The 11,976-nt window shown below is 69.2% G+C and carries 14 protein-coding genes; 9 read left to right on the forward strand and 5 right to left on the reverse strand.

The genetic code is table 11. From position 1 onward, the window contains the following. Positions 1–52: 52 nt before the first annotated feature. From M0G41_RS06910 to M0G41_RS06930, 5 genes are all read right to left on the reverse strand, one after another. Positions 53–925 carry an ABC transporter ATP-binding protein gene (locus M0G41_RS06910; protein ID WP_248206859.1) on the reverse strand — a complete coding sequence of 291 codons (873 nt, stop codon included), beginning with the start codon at positions 923–925 and terminating at the stop codon, positions 53–55. A 144-nt stretch (positions 926–1,069) separates the two neighbouring features. Next, positions 1,070–2,065, reverse strand: a complete 996-nt coding sequence (locus tag M0G41_RS06915) for an FHA domain-containing protein (RefSeq protein ID WP_248206864.1) — start codon at positions 2,063–2,065, stop codon at positions 1,070–1,072. Beyond that, positions 2,053–3,351 carry a S1 family peptidase gene (locus M0G41_RS06920; protein ID WP_248206871.1) on the reverse strand — a complete coding sequence of 433 codons (1,299 nt, stop codon included), beginning with the start codon at positions 3,349–3,351 and terminating at the stop codon, positions 2,053–2,055. Before M0G41_RS06920 ends, M0G41_RS06915 begins: the two co-directional genes overlap by 13 nt. After that, entirely contained in the window at positions 3,351–4,610 is a 1,260-nt protein-coding gene (gene murA / locus M0G41_RS06925; RefSeq protein WP_248206872.1) for a UDP-N-acetylglucosamine 1-carboxyvinyltransferase, read from the reverse strand. Before murA ends, M0G41_RS06920 begins: the two co-directional genes overlap by 1 nt. Further along, the gene (locus M0G41_RS06930; RefSeq protein WP_248206875.1) at positions 4,610–4,843 is read right to left on the reverse strand and encodes a BolA family protein; all 234 of its coding nucleotides are present in this window, start codon (positions 4,841–4,843) and stop codon (positions 4,610–4,612) included. The genes murA and M0G41_RS06930 overlap by 1 nt, the downstream gene beginning before the upstream one ends. A 150-nt stretch (positions 4,844–4,993) precedes the next feature. Here M0G41_RS06930 and M0G41_RS06935 point away from each other — a divergent pair, with 150 nt between their 5' ends. The 9 genes from M0G41_RS06935 to hprK all read left to right on the forward strand — a co-directional run bounded on the left by M0G41_RS06935 (position 4,994) and on the right by hprK (position 11,753). Next, the gene (locus M0G41_RS06935) at positions 4,994–6,016 is read left to right on the forward strand and encodes a KpsF/GutQ family sugar-phosphate isomerase (protein ID WP_248206877.1); all 1,023 of its coding nucleotides are present in this window, start codon (positions 4,994–4,996) and stop codon (positions 6,014–6,016) included. Between the two features lie 7 nt (positions 6,017–6,023). Next, complete coding sequence (locus tag M0G41_RS06940) at positions 6,024–6,569, forward strand: KdsC family phosphatase (RefSeq protein ID WP_248206882.1); 546 nt, start codon at positions 6,024–6,026, stop codon at positions 6,567–6,569. After that, positions 6,566–7,132, forward strand: coding sequence for an LPS export ABC transporter periplasmic protein LptC (gene lptC, locus M0G41_RS06945; protein ID WP_248206884.1), 567 nt, complete (start codon positions 6,566–6,568; stop codon positions 7,130–7,132). Before M0G41_RS06940 ends, lptC begins: the two co-directional genes overlap by 4 nt. Beyond that, positions 7,113–7,619 carry a lipopolysaccharide transport periplasmic protein LptA gene (gene lptA / locus M0G41_RS06950; RefSeq protein ID WP_248206889.1) on the forward strand — a complete coding sequence of 169 codons (507 nt, stop codon included), beginning with the start codon at positions 7,113–7,115 and terminating at the stop codon, positions 7,617–7,619. The genes lptC and lptA overlap by 20 nt, the downstream gene beginning before the upstream one ends. Positions 7,620–7,641: 22 nt before the next feature. Beyond that, a complete protein-coding gene (lptB, locus tag M0G41_RS06955; RefSeq protein WP_248206891.1) occupies positions 7,642–8,361 on the forward strand; it encodes an LPS export ABC transporter ATP-binding protein in 720 nt (239 codons plus the stop codon). A gap of 21 nt (positions 8,362–8,382) precedes the next feature. Continuing rightward, complete coding sequence (locus M0G41_RS06960) at positions 8,383–9,819, forward strand: RNA polymerase factor sigma-54 (protein WP_248206894.1); 1,437 nt, start codon at positions 8,383–8,385, stop codon at positions 9,817–9,819. 144 nt (positions 9,820–9,963) lie between these two features. Beyond that, positions 9,964–10,290, forward strand: a complete 327-nt coding sequence (gene hpf, locus M0G41_RS06965; protein ID WP_248206897.1) for a ribosome hibernation-promoting factor, HPF/YfiA family — start codon at positions 9,964–9,966, stop codon at positions 10,288–10,290. 19 nt (positions 10,291–10,309) lie between these two features. Beyond that, a complete protein-coding gene (locus M0G41_RS06970; RefSeq protein WP_248206899.1) occupies positions 10,310–10,780 on the forward strand; it encodes a PTS sugar transporter subunit IIA in 471 nt (156 codons plus the stop codon). Between the two features lie 19 nt (positions 10,781–10,799). Next, a complete protein-coding gene (gene hprK, locus M0G41_RS06975) occupies positions 10,800–11,753 on the forward strand; it encodes an HPr(Ser) kinase/phosphatase (protein ID WP_248206902.1) in 954 nt (317 codons plus the stop codon). The last annotated feature ends 223 nt before the right edge of the window (positions 11,754–11,976 follow it).

Here is an 11,976-nt window from a genome sequence, read left to right on the forward strand (position 1 = left end):
CTGCGCTCTACGTGTCGATGGGGTGGTGCGGTTCGGCGCGGCAGGCTGCGCTCTAGGCGGCCTGCTGGCGCAGCTGTCCGAAGTAGACGTCCTCGAGATCCGGGGCGATGCCCTCGAAGCCCTCGCCCGGGGCGCTGTCGGCCAGGACGTGGATGACCGTGCGACCACCGACCAGGCGGGTCGACAGCACGGTCATCTGCTGCTGGTACTCGGCCAGCTCGCCCTTGCCGATGGTCCGCTTCCAGACGCGCCCATCCAGCGAGCGGATGGTCTCCAGCGGCTCGCCCTGCAGCAGCACCTCGCCGCGCGAAATGATCGCCATGCGCGGGCAGAGGTCGGTGACGTCCTCGACGATGTGGGTGGAGAGGATCACCACCACCTTCTCGCCGATCTCGGCCAGCAGGTTGAGGAAGCGGTTGCGCTCCTCGGGATCGAGGCCGGCGGTGGGCTCATCAACGATGATCAGCTTGGGATCGCCAATCAGCGCCTGAGCGATGCCGAAACGCTGGCGCATGCCGCCGGAGAAGCCGCCGAGCCGGTGGTGGCGCACCTCCCACAGGTTCACCTGGCGCAGCAGCGCCTCGACCACGGCGTGGCGCTCCTTGTCGTTGACAAGGCCCTTGAGCACGGCAAAGTGCTCGAGCATGGCCAGCGCGGTTTCCTTCGGATAGACGCCGAACTCCTGCGGCAGGTAGCCAAGCTGCTCGCGCGCGGCCTGCTTGTCGGCCAACACATCGAGGCCGTCCAGCATCACGCTGCCGGAGTCCGGATCCTGCAGGGTGGCGATGGTGCGCATGAGGGTCGATTTTCCGGCGCCGTTCGGCCCCAGCAGACCGAACATGCCGGTGGGGATCTCGAGGCTGACGTCGCGCAGGGCGCGCACGCCATTGCCGTAGGTCTTGGACAGCGAACGGATGCTGAGCATGGCGGCTCCATGGCAGATCGGGCAGCAAGGATGGACGCTGCCCGACCCCCGGGCATATGTCCATGGTCATGGCCCCGGACGCGGGGCGCCGGACACTGTGACAGCTCGCCTCGCCGATGTCGCCCGGACCGGGAGGCGCCCGGATCAGTCCGCCGCGGACTCGGCGGATTCCTCGTCCTCGCTACGCGCGTCGACCAGTTCCGGCTCAAGCGCCGCAGCACGATCGAGGAAGCCGTCGACATCCTGCAGCGGCCGCAGACGAACGGCTGGCAGCACCACGCTGCGCACATATCGCGCCTGCTGGGGCGCGCCATCGCGCGGCTGCCAGAGGCTGAGCGACTGCAGGCCGATGGCCGCGGCGGCAAGGGCCAGCATGGCCAAGGCCTTGCTGCGTGGATGGCCGCGGCCCATGACCTTGAGATGCCGCCAGCAGACCGCGGCAAACAGGAGCCAGTAGCCCACGTAGGCGAACCGCGTCACCGGCTCGAGGGCCAGGGCATAGCTGCCGTACTGCACGACCAGCATCAGCGTCGTGGCCAGCAGGCTGCCGATGGCGACCACCCGCAGGTGACGCAGGAAGCGCATCTCGCCGGCGAACAGGCGGGTGATCAGGGCCCAGCCGAAGGACCAGGCCAGCATGATGATGCCGCCGACCAGTGCCCCGGTGAGCAGGGCGCTGCTGCGCACCTCGCCGACCTCGCCCAGCCAGTCGATCAGCAGGCTGCTGCCCAGCGCCGCCAGCAGCCAGCCGAAGGCCTCGGACCAGCGCAGGCGGGACGGGACGGCGCCCGCGTCCAGTGGCCGCTCGGCCGGCTGGGCCAGCCGGCCGTCGATCAGGCGCAGACGGCAGGCGCCAAGGCGCAGCTCGCGCTCGCCCTGGACCTCCAGCCGCGCCTCGCGGCGCCCGGTGCCGGCGTCGATCAGGCCGTTGAGCGAGCCCTCGTCCACCAGCGCCAGCGATCCGTCCGGCCCCAGGCGCAGGCTGGCGTGATGCAGGGCGACATGCGGGTCATCCAGATGGACCTCGCATTCCCAGCCGCGGCCAATCCGCAGGCTGCCCTCCGCCGGCAGCCGGTGCCGCTGGCGCTCCAGCAGCTCGCCATGGCGACCCAGCCGCTCGACGACGATCAGCGCTTCCACGCAATCCCCTCGAGAAAACGGCGGCCTTCGCGCAGGCCGTTCTCGTAGCTGGTGCCGCGGATCGCCAGGCGCGAGAGCAGGGCCGTCTTGCTGGAGTCGCGGGTCAGGGCCAGCAGCTCGATGTCATAGATGCCCGGGAAATCCTTGTAGGCCTGGGCGCACCACACCGTCTTCAGCTCGGGGGCGTCGGCGGAGGCCGCGACGAAGCCGTCGACGCAGCGGGTGCCGGTATTGCGCCGGGTGCCCCGGTGGCTGCCGATGGTGAAACGCTGGGTGAGGAAGGCGCTGAACTGGGCGGCGTTCAACTCGCGTGAGCGCAGATGCGAATGCGCCACCTGGAGCAGGCCGGTGCCTTGCTCACCGCTGATGAAGAGATCGCTGCTGGCCACGCACTGGCTGCTGCGTTCGAGCACCCGGGGCCGCGGCCGGTCATCGGCATTGGTGCTGGCCCAGCAGCTGAACCAGTCGGCCTGCGGCTCCTGCACCTGGTAATCGCCGAAGGTCGATGCGCTCCACTCGATGCCGGCCAGGTCGGCAAAGAACCGATCCTGCCAAGCCAGCAGCTGGCGGGCGATCTCCTCGCGCACCTCCGCCAGCGCCACCGGGGGCTCACTGCGGGCCCGCTCGACCAGGGCCGCGGCAAAGCGCGCCGGCACCAGGAAGCTGACCAGCTCGCCGGAGAGCAACTTGGCGACATTCACCCCTGCCACCTGCTGCGAGGCGGCCAGCACCGGGCCGCCGCTCATCCCCGGATTGAGCGCCCCGGAGAAGTGCACGCGATCGGTATAGCTCTTGTCGACCCGGCCGTTGTGGTTTCCCTCGACGATGGTGAAGCCGAGATCGAGCGGATTGCCGATCGACCATAGCCGCTCGCCCTTGGCGATGGCCTCGTCGAGGGCGCGCGGATCGAACGACAGGTGAGGCCGTGGCGCTTCGGCCGGCGGCAGGCGGACGACCGCCAGGTCGGCGGCGACGTCGAAGGCCAGCAGCTGCAGGGTGCCGCGCTCACCGTCGGCGTCGAGATACTCCAGCCGGTAGGAGGAAGGCTCAAGCGCGTACTGCGAGACCACATGGTAGTTGGTGACCGCCAGCCCCCCGGCATCGACGAGGAACCCCGAACCGATGCTGGCCTGGCGGCCGCCCTCGCCGACCAGGGTACGGATCTGCAGCAGGGAGGCGCGGGCGGCGGCAAAGACCTGCTCGGTAGCCGGAACGCCCTGCGCCTGCGCGGCGGCCGGCAGCAGCGCGGCCAGCAGCAGTCCGGCGAGCCGGCGCAGCGGGTGCATCAGGCAGGCAGCCGGCGGATCCTGGCGCCCAGCGCGCCGAGCTTCTCCTCGATGCACTCGTAGCCGCGATCGATATGGTAGATGCGGTCGACCTGGGTCTCGCCCTCGGCCACCAGACCGGCCAGGACCAGCGAGGCCGAGGCGCGCAGATCGGTGGCCATCACCGGCGCCGCGGTCATCCGCTCGACGCCCCGGATGATCGCCGACTTGCCCTCGACGCGGATATTGGCACCCAGGCGCTGCAGTTCCTGGACGTGCATGAAGCGGTTCTCGAAGACCGTCTCGGTGATGATGCCGACGCCCTCGGCCACGGCATTCATTGCCGCGAACTGGGCCTGCATGTCCGTCGGGAATGCGGGATAGGGCGCGGTCGTGATGTTCACTGCCTTCGGCCGCCGGCCCTGCATGTCGACTTCGATGAAGTCCTCGCCGGTATTGATGTGCGCGCCGGCTTCCTCGAGCTTCACCAGCACCGCATCCAGCGTGTTGGCACGGGCCCGCTTGGCCAGGACACGGCCACCGGTCATGGCACCGGCGACCAGGAAGGTGCCGGTCTCGATGCGGTCGGGCAGCACGTCATAGGTGCAGCCGGACAGTCGCTCGACGCCCTCGATCACCAGGGTATTGCTGCCGGCACCGGAGATCTTCGCGCCCATCGCGTTGAGGCAGTTGGCAAGGTCGACGACCTCCGGCTCCTGCGCGGCGTTCTCGATCACCGTGGTGCCCGAGGCCAGCGCCGCGGCCATCATGATGTTCTCGGTACCGGTCACGGTGACCAGGTCCATGACGATGCGCGCGCCTTTCAGCCGCTTGGCCTTGGCGTGGATGTAGCCGTTCTCTACGCTGACCTCGGCGCCCAGCGCGAGCAGGCCGCGGATGTGCTGATCGACCGGACGCGAACCGATCGCGCAGCCACCGGGCAGGGATACCACCGCCTCGCCGAAGCGGGCGACCAGCGGGCCAAGCACCAGGATCGAGGCGCGCATGGTCTTGACCAGCTCGTAGGGCGCGTAGTGGCGGTCAGCCGGCCGCGCGTCCATGTGGATGCGCATCTTGTCGCCGACGATCAGCTCGACGCCCATCTGGCCGAGCAGCTCCATCGTCGTCGTGACGTCGTGCAGATGTGGCACGTTGCCGATATCCATCGGCCCGTCGGCCAGCAGGCCGGCGGCGAGGATCGGCAGGACAGCGTTCTTCGCGCCCGAGATCCAGACCTCGCCGCTGATCGGCGCGCCGCCGGTGATCACGATACTTGCCATCAGCGTGCGGCCTCGTCGGGGGTCAGGGTTTTCAGCGCCAGGGCATGGATCTCGCCGCCCATCTTGTCGCCCAGCGTGGCATAGACCATGCGATGGCGGGCGATGGGCAGCTTGCCGACAAAGCCTGCGTAGACGACGCGGGCCTCGAAATGCACGCCATCGTCGCCGACGACGGCAACCTCGGCGCCGGGCAGCCCGGTCTCGATCAGGTGACGGATGGTTTCTGGATTCATGCGAAGGGCCGCTGGCGCAGGGGCCGCCGGGCGGGCCGCGAACGCGGCAGGCGAGCCAGTTCCGGCTCAGGCGGCTGGGATAGAATGGGCCGCGGATTCTAATCGATCGCAGCCTCCCACCGATACGGGCGGCTGCCGGACAAGGCCCCCATGAACGCCCAGCTCTCCCCCCTCGCCCCGCCGTCGGCGCCGGCTTCGCTGACCGACGCCGAGCTGGTCCGCAGCGGCCAGAACGTGTTCGCCATCGAGGCGCGAGCCCTTGAGTCCCTCACCCCGCGGCTGGACGGCGCCTTCGCCGCGGCCTGCCGGCTGATGCTGGCCTGCAGCGGCCGGGTGGTCACCATCGGCATGGGCAAGTCCGGGCATATCGCACGGAAGATCGCCGCGACCATGGCTTCCACCGGCACCCCGGCCTTCTACGTGCATCCCGGGGAGGCCAGCCACGGCGACCTCGGGATGATCACCGACGCCGACGTGGTGCTGGCCCTGTCCAACTCCGGCGAGACCGACGAGGTCCTGACCATCGTTCCGGTGCTGCGCCGGCAGGGCAACAAGGTGGTCGCGATGACCGGCAGGCCGGGCTCGAGCCTGGCCACCCTCGCCGACGTGCATCTCGACGTCAGCGTCGACGAGGAGGCCTGCCCGCTTGGCCTTGCCCCGACCACCAGCACCACGGCAGCCCTGGTCATGGGCGATGCCCTGGCCGTTGCCCTGCTCGAGGCCCGCGGCTTCACCGCCGAGGACTTCGCCCGTTCGCACCCGGCCGGCTCGCTGGGCCGGCGCCTGCTGCTGCACATCAGCGACGTGATGCACGCCGGCGAGGCGGTGCCGAAGGTCGCCGCATCGGTCAGCATCAGCGAGGCCCTGGTCGAGATGAGCCGCAAACGGCTCGGCATGACCGCGGTCGTCGGCGACGACGACGCCCTGCTCGGCGTGTTTACCGACGGCGACCTGCGCCGCGCGCTGGACAACCCGGGCTTCGACCTGCGCTCGACGCCGGTCGTGGACGCCATGACCCGCAGCCCGAAGACCATCGGCGCCGACCGCCTGGCGGTCGAAGCCGCGCAGCTGATGGAATCGCACAAGATCAGCGCCCTGCTGGTGGTGGACGAGGCGCAGCGCGTGGTCGGCGCCCTGAACATCCACGACCTGCTCCGCGCCCGTGTCGTCTGAGAAGCGCGTGCCTTCCGAGCAGCGGGTCTCGGTTGATGTCCACGAACGGGCGTCCAAGGTCCGCCTGCTCGCCCTGGATATCGATGGCACGCTGACCGACGGCCGGCTCTGGTTCGGCGCCGAGGGCGAGCAGCTCAAGGCCTTCCACGTCCAGGACGGCCTCGGCATGAAGCTGCTCCAGGGCGCCGGCATCGAGGTGGCCTGGATTACCGCGCGCAGTGGGCCGATCGTCGAGCGTCGCGCGGCCGACCTCGGCATCTGCCGCGTGGTGCAGGGCTGCAAGGACAAGGGCGCCGCCCTGCAGCAGGCCTGCACCGAACTGGAGATCAGCCCGGCACAGGCCGCCTTCATGGGCGACGACCTGCCCGACCGCCCTGCCCTGCGTCTGGCAGGTTTTGCCGTGGTGCCGGCCAATGCCCATGCCTGGGTGGCCGCGATCGCTCACTGGCGGACCGCCGCCCGCGGCGGCGAAGGCGCGGTGCGCGAGCTCTGCGACCTGCTGCTGGTCGCCCAGGGCCGGCGCGACGCCGTGCTGCGGGGTTTCGGCGGATGAGCGCCCGGCAGTCCCTGCTGGTCGTGGTGCTGGCCGTGCTCGCCCTGGCCAGCGGCATCGCCGTCTGGCAGCTGCGCGAACGCGAGTCGCCGGCCGCCCTGGTCGGCCCCCCGCGCTCGGACTACCACGTCGAGAACTTCGAGCTGATCAGCTTCGACGAGGGCGGCGAGGAGGCCTTCTGGCTGAGTGGCCCGCGCATGGCACGGCATCCGCAGCTCGGCACGCTGGAGCTAGAACAGCCACGCCTGGGCATGCCATCCGAACCGCAGCGATGGCGAGGCCGGGCCGAGCGCGGCTGGGTCAGCGCCGATGCGGACCGGGTAAGGCTGATCGGCAACGTCGAACTGCGCAGCGATGTGGACCCGGGGGAGGGCGTGATGCGGCTGTCCACCGACTCGCTGGACCTGCTTCCCGATGAGGACCGCGCCGAAACCGACGCCGCGGTGACGGTACAGGGACCGGGCTCTATACTCCGCGGCCGCGGGCTTCGCGCCGATCTGGGCACCCGCGAGGTGCAACTGCTTTCCGAGGTAACGGGACGTTATGAACCGATTCGCCGCTAGTCCGATCATCGCCCTGACCCTGTGCGCCGCAGCGCTTCCCGCGCTGGCACTGGAAAGCGACCGCCAGCAGCCGATCGAGTTCGGCGCCGAGAGCCTGCAGGGGACGGTGACAGCCAATGGCACCACCCGCCTCAGCGGGGGCTTCTGGCTCGACCAGGGCAGCCTCAGGATCCGCGGCGAGCAATCCACCGTCTATCGCGAGAACGGCGCCGTGGTCCGGGTTGTCCTCGACGGCACGCCCGCCACGGTCGAGCAGGATCTCGACAGCGGCGGCCGGATGCATGCCGAAGCCCTGAACATCGACTACCGCATCGGCAGCGAACAGCTCGAACTCAACCGCGACGTGGTGATCATCCAGCCCGAGGGCGAGCTGCGCGGCCAGCGCCTGCGCTATGACATCGGCAGCGGCGAAGTCGAGGGCGGCGGCAGCGGGAGCGGCGGCGTGCGCATGCGCATCGAGCCGAAGCCAGCGGCCGGCGAAAGCTGAAGCGGCGCGCGGAGCCAGGACGGTGCTGATCGCGCGAGGACTGCGCAAGCGCTACAGGCAGCGCGAGGTGGTCAAGGACTTCGGCCTCTCGCTGGATGCCGGCGAGGTGGTCGGCCTGCTCGGCCCGAACGGCGCCGGAAAGACGACCTGCTTCTACATGATCGTCGGCCTGGTGCCGGCCGATTCCGGCGAGATCCTGCTCGACGGCACCGACCTCACCGCCCTGCCGATGCACCGCCGTGCGCGCCTCGGCGTCGGCTATCTGCCGCAGGAAGCCTCGATCTTCCGCAAGTTGAGCGTGGCGGAGAACATCCTCTCCATCCTTGAGCTGCGTGGTGACCTCGGCCGGGAAGCCCGCGAGCGCGAGCTGGCCGATCTGCTGGACGAGCTGCAGATCGGCCATGTCGCCGACTCGCTGGGCGCGGCCCTGTCGGGCGGCGAGCGGCGCCGCGTCGAGATCGCCCGCGCCCTCGCCGGCAAACCGCGGCTGATGCTGCTCGACGAGCCATTCGCCGGAGTCGACCCTATCTCGGTCGGCGAGATCCAGAAGATCGTGCGCCACCTCAAGTCGCGCGGCATCGGCGTGCTGATCACCGACCACAACGTGCGCGAGACGCTGGGCATCTGCGATCGCGCCTACATCCTGAACGACGGCCGAGTCCTTGCCCAGGGCACGCCACAGGCCGTGCTGGAAAACTCAGAGGTGCGTCGGGTATACCTTGGCGAAAGTTTCCGCCTCTAGGACATCGGAAGGTCCACCGCAGTGAAACCCTCACTCCAGCTTCGACTGGGACAGAACCTCACCCTGACGCCACAGCTGCGCCAGGCGATCAGGTTGCTGCAGCTGTCCAGCGTCGAGCTGGAGATGGAGATCAACGCCGCGCTGGAGAGCAATCCCCTGCTCGAGCGCCCCGAGGACGCCGAGCCCGAGAACGACGCCTCCAGCGCCGATTCCGGTGACAGCGAGGCCGAGCCTGCCCCGTCCGAATCCTCCGACGGCGGCGACGACGACGAGACCCGCTATGAGGACCTCGCCCCGGACTGGGAGCTGTCCGGCAGCGGCAGCGGGTCACGCGAGGACGACGACCGGCCGGAGTTCAACACGCCGGTCGAGGACGACCTCCACGACCATCTGCTCTGGCAGCTCAACCTCACCCCGATGAGCGAACGCGACCGGCGCATCGCCGTCGCCCTGATCGACGCCATCGAGGACGACGGCTACCTGCGCGAACCGGTCGAGGCGCTGATCGAGACCCTGCAGCCGGACCTCGCTGACGTCGACGTCGACGAGGTCGAGGCGGTGCGCCATCGCCTGCAGCACTTCGACCCGATCGGCGTGGGCTCGCGCACCCTGGCCGAGTGTCTCGGGGTGCAGCTCAATGCGCTGGGCCCCGAGGCCGACTGCCGGGAGCTGGCGCTGAAGATCATCGAGGCCGATCTTGAGAACCTCGCCAAACTGGGCCCGGCGCGCCTGGCCCGCGAATACGGCGTTGATGAAGAAAGCATGCAGGAGGCGGTCGAGCTGCTGCGCAGCCTCAACCCCAAGCCAGGCAGCCAGGTCGGCGGGGGTGGAGTGGAGTATGTCGTGCCCGACGCCTTTGCCTACCGCCACAACGGCCAGTGGGATGTGCGCCTGGGCCCCGGCTCGGCACCTCGACTGGCGGTGAACAAGCACTACAGCGGGCTGATCGCGACGGCGGGCAAGAGCGACGCCAGCTACCTGCGCGGCCAGCTGCAGGAGGCCAAGTGGCTGATCCGCTCGCTGGAGACCCGGGCCGAGACCCTGATCAAGGTGGCCCGCTGCATCGTCCGCCACCAGAGCGGCTTTCTTGACCGCGGCCCGGAGGCAATGCGCCCGCTGGTGCTGCGCGAGGTCGCCGACGAAGTCGGCCTGCACGAATCGACGGTGTCCCGGGTGACGACGCGCAAGTACCTGCACACCCCCCGTGGCACCTATGAATTCAAGCACTTCTTTTCGTCCAGCCTCGCGACCAGCGATGGTGGCACGGCGTCCTCCACGGCCATCCAGGCGATGATCAAGCGACTGATCGACGCAGAGAATCCGCGGCAGCCGCTGTCCGACGCCCGCCTCGCAGCTGAACTCAAGGCCAGCGGCATCACCGTGGCCCGCCGAACCGTGGCAAAATACCGGGAAGCGATGAACATTCCCTCGTCCAACGAGCGCCAGAGAATCGGTTGACTTCTGAGATGGCAGCTCGCGTTCCTTCGCTCCCGCCCGGTCCCGGGCCTGCGGTTCCCCTTTTCGTTGCACCGTCGGGACGCGCTGCCGCCGTTCCGGCTGGCCTGCGCCTGCGGCAGCTCCACTGAGACCAAGGAGGTCCCCATGCGGATCGAGATCAGCGGCCATCAGATCGACGTCACCCAGGCCCTGCGTGACTACGTGCAGAGCAAGCTGGCCAAGCTGGAGCGCCACGCCGACAATCTGCTCGACGTGCACGTGATCCTCACCGTCGACAAGCTGGAGCACAAGGCCGAGGCCACGCTCAATGCCGCCGGACGGACGCTTCACGCCGAGGCGGTCGCGCCCGACATGTATGCCGCGATCGATTCCCTGCTCGACAAGCTCGACCGCCAGGTGGTCAAGCAGAAGGAAAAGATGACCAACCACCACCGCGGCGAAGCCTCCATTCGCACGGCTGACCTCGGCTAGCGGCGGCAGGCTCCACACCATGCATCTGATCGACCTGTTGGTCCCCGCCCGCGTTGTCGCGGGGGCCAGCGTGACCAGCAAGAAGCGCTTGCTGGAACTGCTCGCCTCGCTGCTGGCCGACGGCCGCGGCAGCGAGGCCGAGCGGGCGATTTTCGACAGCCTTTGCGCCCGAGAGAAGCTCGGCTCCACCGGCCTTGGCCAGGGCGTTGCCATCCCACACGGGCGCAGCCCCGCGCTGTCCAGCGCGGTCGGCTGCTTCATCCGCCTCGGCGAACCGCTGGACTTCGGCGCCCCGGATGGCAAACCGGTCGACCTGATGTTCGCCCTGGGCGTGCCCGAACACTTCACCAACCAGCACCTGCTGCTGCTCTCGCAGCTTGCCGAGCTGTTCAGCGATGCCGACTTCACCGGCCGCCTGCGCCAGGCCCCGGATTCCGCTGCGCTGTTCTCGCTGCTCAGCGACTGGCAGCTCCACCACGCTGCCGCCTGACCGCGCGGGAGGCGGCCCGATGCAAGCCCGGATCACCTCCCGCGAACTCTTCGACCAGCTGCAGGAGCGTCTCGGGCTGCGCTGGATCGCCGGCCAGCGCGGTGAGGGCAGGCAGCTCGAATCGGCCTCGCATCTTGCCCGCCGCCCGTCCCTGGTCGGCTATCTCAACACCATCTATCCCAACCAGGTGCAGATCATCGGCACCGACGAGCTGGCCTACCTCGACGGCCTCGAGCCGCGGCTGCGCTGGGAAACCCTGGCCAAGATCGGCAACGCCAAGCCGCTTGCCCTGATCCTGACCAAGGACCAGGCCTGTCCGCCGGACCTGCGCGATGCCGCCAACGAGGCCGATACTCCGCTGTGGGTTTCGCCGCGCCGCGGCCACGACCTGCTCACCTATCTGCAGTATCACCTTGCCCGCGCGCTCGCCTCGCGGGCCACGCTCCACGGCGTGTTCATGGAGGTCTATTCGATCGGCGTGCTGCTCACCGGCGACTCCGGCGTCGGCAAGAGCGAGCTGGCCCTTGAGCTCATCACCCGCGGCCACCGTCTGGTCGCCGACGACGCTCCGGAATTCACCCAGATCGCCCCCGACGTGATCGACGGCACCTGCCCCGAACTGCTCCAGGACCTGCTCGAGGTGCGCGGCCTTGGCATCGTCAACGTCGCCGACATGTTCGGCGACACCGCGGTGAAGCGGAACAAGTACCTGCGCCTGATCGTCCACCTCGAGCGCCAGGATCCACAGGACGACCCCAAGCCGGTGGATCGCCTCTACGGCGACGTCGGCAAGCGCCGCGTGCTCGACCTCGACATCCCGCTGATCACCCTGCCCGTCGCCGCCGGCCGCAACCTTGCCGTGCTGGTCGAGGCTGCCGTGCGCTCGCAGATCCTCAAGGGCAAGGGCATCGATGCGGCGCAGACCTTCATCGATCGCCAGGCCCACCAGCTGCGCCGCCATAGCCCCTGGTAGGCATCGCGCAGGGCACAGGACGGGGCAGGAAGGGCGCGAAGTTCGCATTCGCCTCGGTCCCGCTGTAGGAGCCAGCTTGCTGGCGATAGGCGCCCCGGACGGGACGATCGCCAGCAAGCTGGCTCCTTGTACCTTGGATCCGGCTTCAGATTCGCCTATACCACCGGTCGATTTCCGGGGAAGCCGCTTGCTCCTTGGGGCAGCTTTGGCTGACCTCGTATGT

The sequence above is a fragment of the Pseudomarimonas salicorniae genome (assembly GCF_023156535.1).
GTDB classification, from domain to species: Bacteria; Pseudomonadota; Gammaproteobacteria; order Xanthomonadales; family Xanthomonadaceae; genus Pseudomarimonas; species Pseudomarimonas salicorniae.